16 protein-coding genes are annotated in these 15858 nt (G+C 67.8%); 12 read left to right on the forward strand and 4 right to left on the reverse strand.

What is annotated here, in order from left to right; genetic code table 11:
* Window positions 1-46 precede the first annotated feature (46 nt).
* The 10 genes from RIN18_RS13495 (at window position 47) to RIN18_RS13540 (ending at window position 9495) form a co-directional block, all read left to right on the forward strand.
* On the forward strand, window positions 47-1333 hold the full coding sequence (locus tag RIN18_RS13495; protein WP_309104498.1) for an adenylosuccinate synthase: 1287 nt from the start codon (window positions 47-49) through the stop codon (window positions 1331-1333).
* A 72-nt stretch (window positions 1334-1405) separates the two neighbouring features.
* Window positions 1406-2524 (forward strand): beta-propeller fold lactonase family protein, encoded by a 1119-nt coding sequence (locus RIN18_RS13500; RefSeq protein ID WP_309104499.1) that lies wholly within the window; start codon window positions 1406-1408, stop codon window positions 2522-2524.
* Between the two features lie 128 nt (window positions 2525-2652).
* The gene (locus RIN18_RS13505) at window positions 2653-3030 is read left to right on the forward strand and encodes a YciI family protein (protein ID WP_309104500.1); all 378 of its coding nucleotides are present in this window, start codon (window positions 2653-2655) and stop codon (window positions 3028-3030) included.
* A gap of 85 nt (window positions 3031-3115) precedes the next feature.
* A complete protein-coding gene (locus RIN18_RS13510; protein ID WP_309104501.1) occupies window positions 3116-4180 on the forward strand; it encodes an alcohol dehydrogenase catalytic domain-containing protein in 1065 nt (354 codons plus the stop codon).
* 99 nt (window positions 4181-4279) lie between these two features.
* Complete coding sequence (locus RIN18_RS13515; RefSeq protein WP_309104502.1) at window positions 4280-5704, forward strand: NAD(P)/FAD-dependent oxidoreductase; 1425 nt, start codon at window positions 4280-4282, stop codon at window positions 5702-5704.
* 121 nt (window positions 5705-5825) lie between these two features.
* Window positions 5826-6128 (forward strand): DUF427 domain-containing protein, encoded by a 303-nt coding sequence (locus RIN18_RS13520; RefSeq protein WP_309104503.1) that lies wholly within the window; start codon window positions 5826-5828, stop codon window positions 6126-6128.
* Window positions 6129-6198: 70 nt separating this feature from the next.
* The gene (locus tag RIN18_RS13525; RefSeq protein ID WP_309104504.1) at window positions 6199-7101 is read left to right on the forward strand and encodes an ATP-binding cassette domain-containing protein; all 903 of its coding nucleotides are present in this window, start codon (window positions 6199-6201) and stop codon (window positions 7099-7101) included.
* A 1-nt stretch (window position 7102) separates the two neighbouring features.
* The gene (locus RIN18_RS13530; protein WP_309104505.1) at window positions 7103-7783 is read left to right on the forward strand and encodes an ABC transporter permease subunit; all 681 of its coding nucleotides are present in this window, start codon (window positions 7103-7105) and stop codon (window positions 7781-7783) included.
* Window positions 7780-8535 carry an ABC transporter permease subunit gene (locus RIN18_RS13535; RefSeq protein WP_309104506.1) on the forward strand — a complete coding sequence of 252 codons (756 nt, stop codon included), beginning with the start codon at window positions 7780-7782 and terminating at the stop codon, window positions 8533-8535. The genes RIN18_RS13530 and RIN18_RS13535 overlap by 4 nt, the downstream gene beginning before the upstream one ends.
* 39 nt (window positions 8536-8574) lie before the next feature.
* Window positions 8575-9495, forward strand: coding sequence for an ABC transporter substrate-binding protein (locus RIN18_RS13540; protein ID WP_309104507.1), 921 nt, complete (start codon window positions 8575-8577; stop codon window positions 9493-9495).
* Between the two features lie 75 nt (window positions 9496-9570).
* Here the strand turns inward: RIN18_RS13540 and RIN18_RS13545 are convergent, their stop codons facing one another.
* Window positions 9571-10800 (reverse strand): AI-2E family transporter, encoded by a 1230-nt coding sequence (locus RIN18_RS13545; protein ID WP_309104508.1) that lies wholly within the window; start codon window positions 10798-10800, stop codon window positions 9571-9573.
* 62 nt (window positions 10801-10862) lie between these two features.
* On the opposite strand from RIN18_RS13545, the gene RIN18_RS13550 reads away from it, so the two are divergent.
* A complete protein-coding gene (locus RIN18_RS13550) occupies window positions 10863-11162 on the forward strand; it encodes a chorismate mutase (protein ID WP_309104509.1) in 300 nt (99 codons plus the stop codon).
* A 175-nt stretch (window positions 11163-11337) separates the two neighbouring features.
* Entirely contained in the window at window positions 11338-12507 is a 1170-nt protein-coding gene (locus RIN18_RS13555) for an ROK family protein (protein WP_309104510.1), read from the forward strand.
* Between the two features lie 12 nt (window positions 12508-12519).
* Here the strand turns inward: RIN18_RS13555 and RIN18_RS13560 are convergent, their stop codons facing one another.
* From RIN18_RS13560 to RIN18_RS13570, 3 genes are read right to left on the reverse strand one after another with little or no spacing between them, the layout of a single operon-like run.
* Window positions 12520-13440 (reverse strand): carbohydrate ABC transporter permease, encoded by a 921-nt coding sequence (locus RIN18_RS13560; RefSeq protein WP_309104511.1) that lies wholly within the window; start codon window positions 13438-13440, stop codon window positions 12520-12522.
* A 2-nt stretch (window positions 13441-13442) separates the two neighbouring features.
* Complete coding sequence (locus RIN18_RS13565) at window positions 13443-14420, reverse strand: sugar ABC transporter permease (RefSeq protein ID WP_309104512.1); 978 nt, start codon at window positions 14418-14420, stop codon at window positions 13443-13445.
* Between the two features lie 31 nt (window positions 14421-14451).
* A complete protein-coding gene (locus RIN18_RS13570; protein WP_309104513.1) occupies window positions 14452-15699 on the reverse strand; it encodes an extracellular solute-binding protein in 1248 nt (415 codons plus the stop codon).
* Window positions 15700-15858: the final 159 nt, after the last annotated feature.

The following is a 15858-nucleotide window of genomic DNA, read 5'->3' on the forward strand; positions in this document are numbered from 1 at the left end:
TGCCCGTTCGGGCGCAGCTACGCGGCAGAGACCCAGGGGGTTACCCATGCCAGGAATCGTGATCGTCGGCGTGCAGTGGGGCGATGAGGGAAAGGGCAAGGCCACCGATCTGCTCGGTGAGCGCACCGACTGGGTGGTGAAGTTCAACGGCGGCAACAATGCCGGTCACACGGTGGTGGTCGGCGACGAGAAGTACGCGCTGCACCTGCTTCCCTCCGGCATCCTCTCGCCGGGTGTGAACCCCGTCATCGGCAACGGCGTCGTCATCGATCTCGAAGTGCTCTTCAGCGAGCTCGAGGCGCTCGGCGCCCGCGGCATCGACGTCTCGCGTCTGCGCGTGAGCGCCAACGCGCACATCATCACCCAGTACCACCGCACTCTCGACAAGGTCACCGAGCGCTTCCTCGGCAAGCGCATGATCGGCACCACCGGCCGCGGCATCGGCCCGGCCTATGCCGACAAGATCAACCGCGTCGGCATCCGCGTGCAGGATCTGTTCGACGAGAACATCCTCCGCCAGAAGGTCGAGGGCGCGCTCGACCAGAAGAACCACCTGCTGGTGAAGATCTTCAACCGCCGCGCGATCACCGCCGACGAGGTCGTCGAAGACCTGCTCTCGTATGCCGAGCGGCTGCGGCCGATGGTCGCCGACACCGGCTACCTGCTGGCCGAGGCGCTCGGCCGCGACGAGGTCGTCGTGTTCGAGGGCGGCCAGGCGACGATGCTCGACGTCGACCACGGCACCTACCCGTTCGTGACCTCGTCGTCGGCGACCGCCGGCGGGGCGGCGACGGGATCGGGCGTCGGCCCGGGAAGCCTTGACCGCATCGTCGGCATCGTCAAGGCGTACACCACGCGTGTCGGCTCGGGCCCGTTCCCCACCGAGCTGTTCGACGAGCAGGGCGACTGGCTGCGCTCGCGCGGCTTCGAGTTCGGCACCACCACCGGGCGTCCGCGCCGAGTCGGCTGGTACGACGCCCCGATCACCCGCTACGCCACGCGCGTCAACGGCATCACCGACCTCGTGCTCACCAAGCTCGACATCCTCACCGGGCTCGAGCAGATCCCGGTGTGCGTCGCGTATGACGTCGACGGCGAGCGCTTCGACGAGGTGCCGGTGAACCAGACCGACTTCCACCACGCGAAGCCGGTGCTGGAGTACTTCCCCGGCTGGAGCGAGGACATCTCGAAGGCGCGCACCTTCGATGACCTGCCGAAGAACGCGCAGGACTATGTGCTCGCCCTCGAGGGTATGAGCGGCACCCGCATCTCGGTGATCGGCGTCGGTCCGGAGCGCGATCAGGTCATCGTCCGGCACGACCTGCTCGACTGAGAGCACGGCGGTCCGCCGACGACCGTCGGCGCGGATGAACGGCATACGACGCGACAGACGGAGGATGACGGCATGACACGTTTCTGGCTCGGCGGTTACGGCTCGGGTATGGAAGGAACGGCAGCCGGCATCGGGCTGCTCGCCGGAGATGAAGGTCGCGCCACCTCGCTGACCTACCGGGGTGCGGTCACGGATACGCCCTCGCCGTCGTGGCTCGCGCAGCATCCGACCCTCGACGTCGTCTACGCGGCTCTCGAGGGGGATGCCGCTGTGCAGGCGTTCGCGCGCACCGGTGACTCGTCTCTCTCGCCGCTCGGCGAGCCGGTGCCCGTCGGAGATTCGGTGTGCCATGTCACCGTGTCGCCGCAGGGCTCGGCACTGATCGCCAGCTGCTACGGCGACGGCCGGGTCGTGCGCATCGGGCTGGACGCCGCGGGCAGGCCGATCCGCGATGCCGTCGACAAGGCGGCCGCACTCCGCGAGGCCCTCTTCGGCCCCGACGATTCGGCCGGTGGTGCGCCGGCCGACGAGAAGGCTCCGGCGGGCACGGGAGCTGCGGCATCCGACCCGTATGCGGCATCCGGCGAGAAGCGATCCTCGCACGCGCACTCGGCCGCGTTCCTGCACGACGGCCGCATCGCGACGACCGACCTCGGATTCGACCTGGTGCGCATCTGGCGACTGACGGGCAGCGGCCTCGCGCTCGACCATGAGGTCGTGCTGCCCTTCGGCAGCGGGCCACGCCACATGGTCGTGCACCCGAGCGGTCACCTGCATGTGGTCACCGAGTACTCCTGCGAGGTCTTCACCCTCGCCGCCGGCCCCGACGGCCGGTGGAGCGTCGTCTCCTCGACCATCGCTGCGCCCATCGCTCAGGTCGGCTTCGACTTCCCGGCAGAGCTCGCCCGCACCCGCGACGGCGCCTTCCTCTACACCGCCCTGCGTGGGAGCAACACGATCGCCGCCCTTCGCGTCCGCGGCGGCGGAGAATCCCTCGAGTCGGTGGCGCTCGCCGAATCCGGAGTGGATTGGCCGCGCCACCACCTCGTGCACGAGGGCAAGCTGCTCGTGGCCGGTCAGCGCTCCGACAGCGTCACCCTGCTCGACCTCGACGACCGCACGGGAGTGCCCCTCGGCATCCGTCACGAGACCGCGGCGCCGACGCCGACACACTTCCTGCCGGTGCGCTGATCGCGCGGCCCGCATCGTCCGCCACCCTTCGACGAAAAACGTTCGACGCGATGTCGATCGGTGTCATCGTCGTTCGACGTAGTGGTGAGGGGCGACAAGAAGTGGCCCGATGACGAGAGGATCCGATCATGACCCAGTACTTCCTGACCGTGCCCCACGACACGGCGACCGAACCGACGATGGCGTCGATGCAGGAGTTCGACCCGGCCGAACTCGAGGCGGTGATGGCAGCGGTCGACGCGTTCAACACCGCCCTCAAGGAGGCCGGGGCCTTCGTGACAGCGGGCGGGCTCAACCCGCCGTCGACCGCGAAGACCGTCGACGCGACCTCAGGCGAGACGCAGGTGCTCGATGAGCCGTTCGTCGAGGCGGCCTCGTATGTCGGAGGATTCTGGCTGATCGAAGCAGCCGACGAAGATGCCGCCGTCGCATGGGCGACCCAGGCATCCGCGGCGCTGCAGAGCCGCATCGAGGTCCGCGCGCTGCAGGAGGCGCCCGAAGCGTGACAGCCGAGAGACGGCGGCCGGGGCGATCGCGCCCGACCGCCGTCGGCTTGACCTCAACCGAAGTTGAGGTCTTAGCGTCGTCCTCATGACGAGCAATGAGATGACCGTGGCGGACAAGGAACACGACGCGCGCACGGAGCCGGCGGCGACCGCGACGATGAGGGCGATCGTCCAGCGAGAAGTCGGGGGGCCCGAGGTGCTGGCGATCGAGGAGGTTCCCCGTCCGGAGCCGGGGGAGGGTCAGGTCCGGATCCGTGTCGCGGCGGCCGGCGTGCACGCGGTCGACACCGACATCAGACGCGGCGGCGGACCGCCGTCCATGCCGCAGACCGCACTTCCGATGACACCCGGCCGCGAAATCGCCGGCACCGTGGACGCGGTCGGGGCGGGGGTGGATGCCGGACTCCTCGACACCCGCGTGGTCGCTCACGTCGGCTTCCTCAACGGTGGGTACGCCGAATACACGCTCGCGCCGGCAGCGGCGCTTCACGTCCTCCCCGACCCGGTTCCGTTCCCGCAGGCGGTCGCCGCGATCGGCACCGGCCGCACCGCCCAGTACGTGCTGGAGAGCGCGGGCATGCAGGAGACCGACGTCGTGGTCATCCCCGGCGCCTCCGGAGGGCTCGGCAGCCAGCTGGTGCAGCTCGCCCTGTCGTTCGGAGCCACCGTCGTCGCCCTCTACGGGGGCGAGGCGAAACGCGACGTCGTCGACCGCCTGGCACCCGACGACGAGCGGGATGCGGCGCGATTCATCGCTCTGGATGCCACCGATGAGGACTGGCCGCGCCACATGACGGCGGTGCTCGGCGACCGGGAGCCGTCGCTGCTGATCGACGGCGTCGGTGGCGCCACGGCGAGGGCTGCCCTCGAGACACTCGGGCGGGGCGCGCGAGTGGTGATCATCGGATGGTCGAGCGGCGATGCGGTGCGCATCGACACCGACGACATCATCGCCCGCTCGCTCACGGTCACCGTTCCACTCGGACGCCGGATCGCGCAGCTGCGCGTGATCGAAGAGCGCGCTCTCGCGGCCGTCGCCGATGGCACTGTCTCGCCGCCCGTCGACGAGTATCCGCTGGCTGAGGCGGCGGCCGCACACGCGGCGATCGAGCAGCGGCGACAGCAGGGGAAGGTCGTCCTGATCCCGTAGACGCGGCGCTCGACGCGTCAGCGCGGAACAAACTTCGTGACTCGGCGTTGCACACCTACGAGACTGGCTCTGCAGCCGGATCCGAGAGAGGCGACGCCGATGAGCACTGACGAATACGACCTGATCGTGCTCGGCGGAGGGCCGGTAGGTGAGAATGTCGCGGACCGTGCCGTTCAGGGCGGGCTGACCGCTGTGATCGTGGAGAGCGAGCTCGTCGGCGGCGAGTGCTCGTACTGGGCCTGCATGCCTTCCAAGGCGCTTCTTCGCCCGATTCAGGCCCTCCGCGCCGCGCAGCATGTCGCCGGTGCCACCGAGGCCGTCACCGGCCGGCTCGATGTCGGCGCCGTCTTCGCTCGCCGCGACTCGTTCACGAGCAATTGGTCCGATGACGGTCAGGTCGCCTGGCTCGATTCCGCCGGGATCGATCTGGTCAGGGGCCACGGCCGCCTGACAGGTGAACGCGAGGTCACCGTCACCGGTCCTGATGGCACGACGACGGTGCTGCGAGCTCGGCACGCGGTGGCGATCAGCACGGGCTCTGACGCGGTGATTCCGCCGATCGACGGCCTCCGCGAAGCCTCCCCGTGGACGAGCCGAGAGGCCACAAGCGCGAAGGAGCTGCCGGAATCGCTCGCCGTGATCGGTGGCGGGGTCGTCGCGGTCGAGATGGCGACCGCCTACGCGGCGCTGGGCTCAACGGTCACCGTGATCGCCCGCAGCGGACTGCTCGGCGGAATGGAGCCCTTCGCGGGCGAACGCGTCGCCGCGGGCCTCAAGGAACTCGGCGCCGACGTGCGCACCGGAACCGGAACGACATCCGTGCGCCGTGGCGCCGACGGTGTGACCATCACCCTCGACGGCGGCGAGGAGATCACCGCGACCGAGGTGCTCGCAGCGACGGGCAGGTCCCCGCGCAGCGGTGACATCGGCCTCGACGTCGTGGGGCTGGAGCCCGGCCGCTGGATCGCGACGGATGACACGCTCCGCGTCCCCGGCTCAGAGTGGCTGTACGCGGTCGGCGACGTGAACGGTCGAGTGCTCCTCACCCACCAGGGCAAGTATCAGGCTCGGGCTGCCGGAGATGTGATCGTCGCGCGCGCCAAGGGCGAAGACGTCCTCGATGCCCCATGGGGTCGCCACGTCGCGACCGCCGACCAGGCCGCCGTCCCGCAGGTCACGTTCTCGATTCCCGAGGTCGGCTCCGTCGGACTCACCGAGGCCGAGGCGATCAAGGCCGGCATCGCCGTGAAGGCCGTCGACTACGACCTGGGCCTGATCGCCGGTGCCAGCGTGTACGAGGACGGCTTCGAAGGCCAGGTGCGACTCGTGATCGACACCGACCGCGACGTCGTGGTCGGCGCGACGTTCGTCGGGCCAGAGGTGGCCGAACTCGTTCACGCCGCCACCGTGGCGATCGTCGGAGAGGTACCGATCGCCCGGCTCTGGCACGCCGTGCCGTCGTACCCTGCGATCAGTGAGACCTGGCTGCGCCTGCTCGAGGCGTACGGACGGGAGTCAGCGTGAGGATCCGCAACCACGCATCCGCCCGTCTCCCGGTGCAATCCGTTCGCGATCCCGCTCCGAACACGATCGTGATGTCCGTCATCCCCTATACGCTCGAACTCGAATCCGAGGAGGCACGACCATGAAGGCTGTACTCGCAGGAAACATCATCGCCGAGGCAGACGAGAGCGATCTCGTGCGCATCGAGGGCAACTGGTACTTCCCGCCCGCTTCCGTCGCACCCGGCGTGCTCGTCGAGAGCCCCACGCCCTACACCTGTCCGTGGAAGGGCGTTGCCCAGTACTTCTCGGTGCAGACCGCGGGAGAGCTCCACACCGACTACGCCTGGTCGTACCCGAATCCCTATCCTTCCGCGTTCGATCGCGTCGGCAAGGACTTCGCAGGATACGTGGCGTTCGACCCCCGCGTCGAGGTCGGCCCGTAGTCGCTGGCACCGCGCCCGTCGCTGCCGCCTCGGCAGTCGGCGCGTCGAATCGATCGACTGGAGATCACCCATGATCGAGTTCCGTTCCGTGACAAAGCGGTTCCCCGACGGCACCGTCGCCGTCGAAGACTTCAGCCTGGTGCTGCCGTCTCGCAAGACGACGGTCCTCGTAGGCTCGTCGGGAAGCGGCAAAACCACGCTGCTGCGGATGATCAACCGCATGGTCGAACCCACCTCGGGCGATGTCGAGATCGACGGCGAGAGCGTGCTCACCGGCGACCCGGTGGCGCTGCGCCGCCGTATCGGGTACGTCATGCAGAACTCCGGTCTGATGCCCCACTTCTCGGTGATCGACAACGTCGCGACGGTGCTGCGTCTCAACGGCGTGTCGAAGTCGAAGGCGCACGCCCGCGCGAGAGAACTGCTCGACACGGTCGGACTCGCTCAGGGTCTGGCCGAACGCTACCCGAGTCAGCTCTCGGGCGGGCAGCAGCAGCGGGTGGGTGTGGCCCGCGGCCTCGCCGCCGACCCGAACATCCTGCTCATGGACGAGCCCTTCGGCGCGGTCGATCCGATCGTCCGCGCCGAACTGCAGCAGGAGACGAGCCGGCTGCAGCGAGAACTCGACAAGACCGTCGTCTTCGTCACGCATGACATCGACGAGGCGTTCATCCTCGGCGACCAGGTCGTCATCCTGGACAAGGGCGCGCGCATCGTCCAGGTCGGAACGCCGAGCGAGATCATGGAGAATCCGGCAAACGACTTCGTCACGGCGTTCATCGGCGCCGACCGCGGCCGCCGCGCGCTGCGTCTCAAGCAGACCCCTCGGGGCGTCGTCGTCGTGGATTCCGAGGGTCGCACGCAGGGTGCGCTGGTCGACGCGACCCCGATCCGGCACGACCACGGAATCGACCCCGCGGTCGCGCTGAAACTGGCTCAGGGGTCGACCGCGCTCGGCGAGGACGGCACCTGACGTGAGCTGGGTCGTCGACAACATCGGGCTCATCCTCGAGCTCACCGTCATCCACCTCCGGCAGAGCGTGGCGCCCATCCTGCTGGGCTTCCTCCTTTCCCTGCCACTGGGCTGGGTGGCATGGCGCTACCGGCTCGTGCGTGGTCCGGTGATCGTGCTCACCGGGCTCCTCTACACGATCCCCTCGCTGGCGCTGCTCATCCTGATGCCGGCGGTCCTCGGCTACTCGGCGATCAGCCAGACCAACCTCATCGTCGCCCTCACGATCTACGCGGTCGCGATCATGGTCAGGGCGGTGTCGGACGGACTCGACTCCGTCGACGACGCCGTGCGCCAGTCGGCGACGGCCATGGGCTACGCGCCCCTCCGCCGATTCTGGACGGTCGATCTGCCGCTCGCCGGCCCGGTGATCCTGGCGGGCCTGCGGGTGACGGCCGTGAGCACGATCTCGCTCGCCACGGTCGGCATCCTCATCGGCGTGACGAATCTCGGATACCTGTTCACCAACGGACTGCAGCGCCGGATCATCGCGGAGGTCCTCGCCGGTGTCGTGGCGGTCGTGGTGATCGCGCTTCTGATCGACCTTCTCCTCCTGCTCGCCGGCCGGGCGCTGATGCCCTGGACCCGCGCCACTGGGCGTCCGGCCGCCGCCCGAAGCGTTCCGGCGGGGGCTCCCGCATGAACGTCTTCACGGAAGCGCTCGCCTGGCTGCTGTCGCCCGAAAGGTGGCAAGGCACCTACGCGCTGCCGACACTTCTGGGCCAGCATCTGTTCTACACGGTGATCTCGGTGCTGATCGCCGCACTCATCGCCGTGCCGGCGGGCTGGCTCATCGGGCACACCGGTCGCGGACGCGAGATCGCCGTCGCCGTCTCGGGCGCCGCGCGCGCCATCCCCTCCTTCGGTCTCCTCGTGCTGCTCGTTCTCCTGCTCGGCGTGCTGCAGATTCCCGCAGCGGCCATCCTCACCTTCGTGCTGCTCGCGATTCCCTCGCTGCTCGCCGGCGCCTACACCGGATTCGAGGCGATCGACCGCCGCGTCCTGGATGCTGCCCGATCGATGGGCATGACCGAGTGGCAGGTGTTCTGGAAGGTCGAGGTGCCGCTCGGGCTGCCGCTCCTGGTCGGCGGCCTTCGCGCCGCTCTGCTCCAGGTCATCGCCACCGTGACCATCGCCGCCTACGTCAATCTGGGCGGGCTCGGCTGGCCGATCATCCAGGGCATCCCGCTGCGCCGGTTCGATCAGGTTCTCGGCGGCGCCATCCTCGTCGCGTTGCTGGCGCTCATCGTCGACCTCCTCCTCGCCATCGCGCAGCACGCCGCCGTCCCCGCGGGTGTCCGAGTCGCCCAGACCGGCACCCCGTCGCGTCGTGCACTCCGGCGTGCAGCATCCGCTTCCGCCCGATCGGCGGCGCCGGCATCCTCGTCCGCCTGATCTTCGCTTCCGTCCACAGCATCCCCAGAGAGGAACATCATGTTCACCGCACGAAAGTCACGGCTCGCCCTCGCAGGTTCCATCGCGCTCGCCGCATCCGTCGTCCTTGCCGGCTGCGCCAGCAGCAACCCGCTCGACACCCCAACGGATGAGGGCTCGGGAGACGGGGGCGGCGACACGATCGTCATCGGTTCCCAGGCCTACTACTCGAACGAGATCATCGCCGAGATCTACGCCCAGGCACTGGAGAACGCCGGCCACGAGGTCGAGCGCAACTTCAGCATCGGCCAGCGCGACGCCTACATGCCTGAGATCGAGTCGGGGGCGATCGATCTCTTCCCGGAATACACCGGCAACCTGCTGGAGTATCTCGACGACGAGGCGACGGCGACCAGCCCGGAGGACGTCTATGCGGCGCTCGGCGAGGTGCTGCCCGACGGGCTCGCCGCGCTCGACTATGCCGAGGCGTCGGATCAGGACACGTACACGGTGCTCAAGAGCTTCGCCGATGAGCACGGACTCACCAGCATCAGTGATCTCGCGAAGGTTCCGACCCCCGTCACGATCGGCGCCGCCCCTGAGTTCGAGCAGCGTCCGTATGGGCCGGCCGCGGCCAAGGAGGTCTACGGCGTCGACCTGACCTTCTCGGCCACCGGCGAGACCACGCTGGATTCGCTGCTGGCCGGCGCCATCCAGGTCGCCGACATCTACTCGGCCGATCCGGCGTTCCAGACCGAGGAGATCGTCGCGCTCGAAGACCCGGAGAGCATGATCCTGGCCTCGAACGTCGTGCCGATCGCATCCGACGACATCGCCGATGAGATCGCCGACGTCATCAACGCGATCAGTGCCAAGCTCACCGCCGAAGAGCTGGTCGCGCTGAATGTGCAGAGCACGGTCGACGAGAAGTCCTCGGAAGACATCGCCGCGCAGTGGCTCGAGGACAACGACCTTCTCTGAGCCGTCGTCGCGAAGTGCCCGGAGCCGGAAGGTCCCGGGCACTTCTGCGTGGTGCGATGCGAATGAGAAGTCCAGCTAGACCCGGGCGTCCTGCCGGGGGATCCACACCTGCTTGATGATGATGAGGATCGATGCCGCCACCGGCACCGCGACCAGCGCGCCGAGGAGTCCGAGCAGGGTTCCGCCGGCGAGAGCGCCGATGACCACGAGTGAGCCGGGGATGGAGATCGCGCGGTTCATCACGCGCGGGGTGATCGCGTACGCCTCGATCTGCATGTAGACGAGGTAGGCGAGCGCGAACACGAGAGCCGCCAGGGGATCGGAGAACAGGGCGAGGCCGGTTCCGATGATCCAGAACAGGATCGACCCGACCAGCGGGATCAGCGTGATGCAGAAGGCGATCGTCGCCATGAGCGGCGGGAAGGGCAGGCCGAGGAAGAAGTAGAGCAGGAACGTCAGCATGGCGTTCAGGAAAGCCAGCACGACCATGCCCATCACATATCCGCCGACCGAGTCGGTGATCTGTTCGGTGATGTCGCCGGCACGGGCACGGTCCCGCGCCGGAGCAAGGCGCAGCAAGGCCCGCTTCATGACTGGCAGGGTCGCGACGAAGTACAGCGTGAGCACGAGCACGACGATCACGCCCGAGATCGCCGTCGCGATCGACGCGCCGATCTGCAGGGCGCCGCCGCCGATGGTGGCGATGTTGCCCGGATCGGTGAGGAACTTCTGCACATCGGCGATGAGATTCTCGAACTGATCGCCGAACTGCTTCTCGAGGGTGGCGTAGACATCGCTCGCGGCGAACTCGCGGATCATCGACGGCACCGAGCGAACGAAGCTCGCGACCTGATCGATCACCACCGGCAGCACGATCCACAGCACCAGCGCGACAACGCCCATGAGCCCCAGGATGACGATGATCACCGATATCGCGCGCGAGAGCCCTCGGCGCTCGAGGAATCGCACGGCGGGGTCGAGGCCGAGGGCTGCGAAAAGCGCGAGCGCGATGTAGATGAGAACGGTCGCGAGGTTCGAGAGGGCGAGCCCCAACAGGACCGCGGCGAGCCCGCCGAGCGTCACGAGGAACCCGAAGACGAATGGCCGGTCGATGCGCGTCCAGAACGACCTGCTCGGCCGCATCGGCTCATCGACCGTCGGGTGGGATGCCGCGGGAGCGGCCACCGGCGCCGCATCGATCGCTGTCGGAGGAACGACGACCGCCGGCGGCTGGTCCTCCGGCGATTCGACAGACGACGTGGTGTCGTCGGGCGCCCCGGATGCCGTGGCTTCGTCGTCACTCATGGCATCACGATAGCGGTGCAGACCTCGCCGCCGGGCGCCGACCGACCTCCTAGAGTGGGTGCATGACAGCAGCCGATGACCCGAAGGCGGAGCTGCTTCGCCTGCGTGCCACGATCGACAACATCGACGCCGCCCTCATCTTCATGCTCGCGGAGCGTTTCCGCGCGACGCAGCAGGTCGGACAACTCAAGGCCGAGCACGACATGCCGGCATCCGACCCCCTTCGCGAGGAGCAGCAGGTGGCACGCCTGCGTGCACTCGCCGAGGAGGCTCACCTCGATCCGGAGTTCGCTGCGAAGTGGTTCAACTTCGTGGTGGCGGAGGTCATCCGTCACCACACCGAGGCGGCCGGAGGGCGCTGAACGGGGTGCGCCGAAGGAAGCCGGACGGGCGACGGTGTGTGCAGCACTCGCCCGTCCGGAGCACATGTGCGTAAGCGAACTCGCGACTAAGTTCAATGAATAAACTAATGAGATGGTACGAGCCTCCGCGTAATCTGTCAACGATCCCGCCCGCGCTCCAGAACGGAACGAAGCCATGCTGAAGAGCGACGACGCTCTCGACACCCAGGCGTCGCTTCGGCGGGCGAACCTGCGGCGTGCCCTGCAGCTCGTCTTCCGCGATCCGGGGCGACAGACGAGAGCGGGCATCGCGCGCGCGACCGGCCTCACCGCCGCGACGGCATCCTCATTGGTCGCCGAGCTCATCGAGAACCGTCTCGTCGCCGAGGGCGAGCAGGCCGCGAGCACCGGCGGCAAGCGGGCGACGACGCTCACCGTCGACGCCGCCCACCACCTGATCCTGGTGCTCGTGATCCGGCCCACGAGCGCGCGACTCAGCCTGGTCGCGCTCGACGGCTCGGAGGTCGCCGTGAATCGGCTCACCTATGCGCTCGGCGACCGGGATCGGGCATTGGACGACGCCGTCGCCGACGCGGCCACGACATACGCGGGTCGCCTGCTCGCGGCGGGAGTGCAGGTGCCCGGCACGACCGACGGGCGTTCGGTGCTGGAGAGCGTGCAGCTGAAGTGGCAGGACGTTCCGCTGGCCGAACGGTTCGAGCGGATCCTGCAGGTTCCCGTCCTCCTCATCAACGATGTGGATGCCGAGGCGATCGCCGAAGCTGCAGTCGACGAGGATCCAGCCGGCTATCGCCTCTTCATCCACATCGGCGGTGGGCTCGGGGCCGCGGTCACGCTCGACGGCGAACTCGCACCGGGGCCGCGTGATCGTGCGGGTGAGATCGGCCATGTGCAGGTGCTCTTCGGCGACGCGGCGCAGGACTGCCGCTGTGGAGGACGCGGATGTCTGGAGGCGGCGGCGTCGATGGGCGCGATGCTGGGCGATGAGTTCTCCGACGCCATGGACGTCGACGAGATCCGCACCCTCGTCGCGCACGCCGACCAGGAGCGCATCGATGACGGTGCTCGCGCGCTCGCGCGAGTGATCAAGCTCATCGGCGCCCTGCTGGATCCGAAAGAGGCGATCATCGGAGGCACGGCGTGGTTGCTCGGCTCACGGTTCCTCGATCGGGTGCAGGCCGAGACCGACTACCCGGCGAGGGGCACCGTGCGGGTGCCCATCCGCTACGCCGATGCCCGCGTCGCGACCTGTACCGGAGCGGCGCAGGCCGCGCTCACCGCGGTGCTCGGTGTGCGGTGGAGTCCCGAACAGCTCCTCCGAGCGCAGCCGTCCGCGTCTTCCTGACCGGCGTTCTCGTCACTTCACGCTGCCGGCGGTGAGCCCACCGACGAGTCGCTTCTCGATGAGCATGAAGAGGATGACGACGGGCAGGATCGCGACGATCGAGACTCCGAACACGTACTGCCAGCTGGTCTCGTATTGACCGACGAACTTGGTCAGGGCGACGGACAGCGGCTGGTTCTTGTCGGTGGACAAGATCACCAGAGAGGCCGCGAACTCGTTCCAGCACGCGACGAAGGTGAACACGATGGCGGTGACGATGCCGGGCCAGACGAGCGGCAGGTTGATCTTGAACAGCACGGTGAGCCGTCCGGCTCCGTCGATCTGCGCGGCCTCGTCGACCTCTTTCGGGATGCCGGCGAAGAACGAGTGCATGATCCACACCGCGAACGACAGGTTGAACGCCGCGTTGATGAAGATCATCGCCGCCCACGTGTCGCTGAGGCCGAGCACCGTGAACTGACGGAACAGGCCGGAGGTGAGCACCGCGGGCTGCAGCATCTGCGTGACGATCACGAGGAACAGGAACACCATGCGCCCGGGGAACTTGAAGCGCGCGGTGTAGTAGGCGGCCGGCAGCGATACGAGCAGCACGAGCAGCGTCGCGAACACCGCGATGACGATCGTGGAGATCAGGTTGTACGGCAGCGGAGTCTCGGGGGTCGACCACATCGTGAAGTAGTTCTCCCAGTGCCACTCTGTGGGGAAGTACGTCGGGTCGACCGAGCGGATCTGCGGCTTCGTCTTCACGGAGCCGAAGAACATGATCAGGTACGGGAGCACGAAGATCGCGAGCACGAGGAAGCCGGCAGCGGTGCGCAGGATCACGCGCGGCAGCGTGACCTGATCGGCGGTGTACCGGCGCTTGCGTCCGTTGATGCGCGGAGCGCGGTCGCCGGTGGCGGTGGTCACGACGCGGGTCTCGGTGACGGTCACCGTCAGACCTCCTTCATGGGCTTGACGGCCTTGACGTAGATCGCGACGATCACGATCACGATGAGGAAGGCGACAACGGACAGCGCACTGGCGACATCGACCTTCTTCTGCAGCTCGATGTACTTGAAGATCATCGTCATGATCGTGTCGGCGCCGTAGCCGGGGATCGAGCCGGTCATCACCTTGAGGATCGGCAGCGAATTGAACACGTTGATGATGTTGATGAGGATCGCGACGGCCAGGGCGCTGCGCAGCTGCGGCAGCACGATCGACCAGTAGGTGCGGCCGGGACCCGCGCCGTCCATCTTCGCCGCTTCGATCGCATCGGCAGGCACCGACTGGAGTCCCGCCAGGATCGTGTACGTCGTGAACGGCAGCGACACGAAGATCGCGACGACGATCGACCAGACGAAGGCGGTCGTCGGGTTCCTCGTCCAGCCGTAGCCGACGGAGTCGGAGCTCAGGCCGATGTCGTAGAGGAACTTGTTGAACACCCCGAAGTAGGGCTCGAGGCTGTAATAGAACACCATCGTGGTCATCACGACGGATGCCGCCCACGGCACGATCACGGCCATGCGCACGATCTGCCGGCCGGGGAACGCCTTGTTGAGGATCTGCGCGAGCCCCAGGGAGATCACGACGGTGAAGGTCACCACGGCGACCACCCAGACGATGGTGCGGCCGAAGATCGGCCAGAACTCGGCGAACGCGAACACCGTGGCGAAGTTGTCGAAGCCGACGGAACCCTTGTCGAGGCCCGAGAGCGAGATGTCGCGCGTCGAGTTGAAGAACATCACCCCGGCGGGGAACAGCACGACGCCGATGATGAGCACGAGGGCCGGTGCGATCCACGGCAGCGCCTGGAGCAGATCCTTGCCGCCGCCGCCGGGCTTGCCGCGGCGGGCGTCGGTGGTGCCCGGAGTACGGGGGCGGCCGGTGGCCGCCCCCGTGAGGTTCGAGGACTCTTTCGTCTGGCTCATGGGAATACCCGAACCTCTCCGATCAGCGGGCTCAGCCCGCGTCGACCTGCGCCTGGATCTGTGCGAGCACGTCGGCGGCCGGCAGCGTCTGCAGCTGACCGAACAGCGACTTGAAGGCGCCGTCCGCAGCCGACCACTTTTCGTTCGTCGACGGGTAGAACTGGGCGTCGGGCAGCACGTCGAGGAACGGCTTCAGCGCCTCCTCGCCGGACAGCTGCTCTGAGCCCGACTTCGTGACCGGCAGGAATCCCTCTGCCTGCACCCACGGCACGTAGACGTCAGCGGAGTAGAAGTAGTCGAAGAACGCGGTGATCGCATCGGCCTTGTCTCCGTCGTTCTGGAACGCCATCAGCTGGTCGGCCACACCCAGCGTGAAGGGGGATCCGTCCTTCGTCGGGATCGGAACGATGGAGTAGTCGAGCTCGGGGTTGCTCTCCTCGATCTGGCCGACGGTCGGCGGCAGGCCGACCTGCATGCCGATCTTGCCCTGCACGAAGATGTCCATGAGAGGCGAGCGGTCGGTCGATCCGGGATCGGCCTGCGTCGCGCCGGCATCGATCATCTTCTTGATCTGCTCGGCGCCCGCGAGGTTCTCCGGGGTGTCGATGGTGATCTCCGACTCGTCGCCGAACGAGCCGCCGCCGCCCCAGAGCCACACGGCCGCCTCGGCCTGCGCCTCTTCGGAGCCGAGCGGCATGCCGTAACCCGCGACGCCGCCGCCGAGGGCGGAGACCTTCGTGGCGGCATCCAGCAGCTCGTCCCAGTTCGTCGGAGCCTCGACGCCTGCCTGTGCGAGCAGCGCGTTGTTGACGAACAGTGCGCGGGCCGATGCGATGAACGGCAGCGCGTAGGTGGTGCCGTCGAGCTGCTCGTTCGCGATGAACGACTCCTGGAAGTCCGCGAACGTCTCGGGGCTGGTCACCTCTTCGACGTCGTACAGCAGATCATCGGCTGCGAAGCCGGCGAACGGGCCGCCGTTGTAGATGTCGGGTGCCTCTCCGGCCTGGACCTTCGTCGAGACGACGCTCTCCAGGTTGTCCCACGACTGCACCTCGAGTTCCACGGCGATGTCAGGGTTCTCCTTCTCGAACCCTTCGATCACGTCCTCCCACAGACCCTTGGTCGCGTCGGAGTAGCTGGGCACGAGCAGGTCGATCGTGGTCTTGCCGTCGGCATCGCCGCCCTCGCCGCCGCCGGAGCCGCCGAAGCCGCAGGAGGTGAGCGTGAGCGTGGCGGTGGCCGCGAGTACGACCGCGCCGATTCGCAGTGACTTCTTCATGTGTGTTGCATCCTCACTGTGATTGGTTCCTTCGCCGGATCGCGTGCCGTTCGCGAAGAAGGCGTCTTCCGGTCCTTCGAAGGTGGTGGTGCACGGTCGCAAACACATCACGCGACGGTGCGTGTGACCCCGCCGCAGGGGGCGTGATCGTCCGGGCGA

Source organism: Microbacterium sp. (assembly GCF_031179285.1).
Taxonomy (GTDB): domain Bacteria; phylum Actinomycetota; class Actinomycetes; order Actinomycetales; family Microbacteriaceae; genus Microbacterium.

What these genes read in the sequence shown, in the direction of transcription:
- RIN18_RS13500 (WP_309104499.1), top strand. Translation starts at nt 1,406, where the DNA reads ATGACACGTTTCTGGCTCGGCGGTTACGGCTCGGGTATGGAAGGAACG.
- RIN18_RS13550 (WP_309104509.1), top strand. Translation starts at nt 10,863, where the DNA reads ATGACAGCAGCCGATGACCCGAAGGCGGAGCTGCTTCGCCTGCGTGCC.
- RIN18_RS13510 (WP_309104501.1), top strand. Translation starts at nt 3,116, where the DNA reads ATGACGAGCAATGAGATGACCGTGGCGGACAAGGAACACGACGCGCGC.
- RIN18_RS13520 (WP_309104503.1), top strand. Translation starts at nt 5,826, where the DNA reads ATGAAGGCTGTACTCGCAGGAAACATCATCGCCGAGGCAGACGAGAGC.
- RIN18_RS13570 (WP_309104513.1), bottom strand. Translation starts at nt 15,699, where the DNA reads ATGAAGAAGTCACTGCGAATCGGCGCGGTCGTACTCGCGGCCACCGCC.
- RIN18_RS13540 (WP_309104507.1), top strand. Translation starts at nt 8,575, where the DNA reads ATGTTCACCGCACGAAAGTCACGGCTCGCCCTCGCAGGTTCCATCGCG.
- RIN18_RS13515 (WP_309104502.1), top strand. Translation starts at nt 4,280, where the DNA reads ATGAGCACTGACGAATACGACCTGATCGTGCTCGGCGGAGGGCCGGTA.
- RIN18_RS13545 (WP_309104508.1), bottom strand. Translation starts at nt 10,800, where the DNA reads ATGAGTGACGACGAAGCCACGGCATCCGGGGCGCCCGACGACACCACG.
- RIN18_RS13555 (WP_309104510.1), top strand. Translation starts at nt 11,338, where the DNA reads ATGCTGAAGAGCGACGACGCTCTCGACACCCAGGCGTCGCTTCGGCGG.
- RIN18_RS13565 (WP_309104512.1), bottom strand. Translation starts at nt 14,420, where the DNA reads ATGAGCCAGACGAAAGAGTCCTCGAACCTCACGGGGGCGGCCACCGGC.
- RIN18_RS13505 (WP_309104500.1), top strand. Translation starts at nt 2,653, where the DNA reads ATGACCCAGTACTTCCTGACCGTGCCCCACGACACGGCGACCGAACCG.
- RIN18_RS13525 (WP_309104504.1), top strand. Translation starts at nt 6,199, where the DNA reads ATGATCGAGTTCCGTTCCGTGACAAAGCGGTTCCCCGACGGCACCGTC.
- RIN18_RS13495 (WP_309104498.1), top strand. Translation starts at nt 47, where the DNA reads ATGCCAGGAATCGTGATCGTCGGCGTGCAGTGGGGCGATGAGGGAAAG.
- RIN18_RS13535 (WP_309104506.1), top strand. Translation starts at nt 7,780, where the DNA reads ATGAACGTCTTCACGGAAGCGCTCGCCTGGCTGCTGTCGCCCGAAAGG.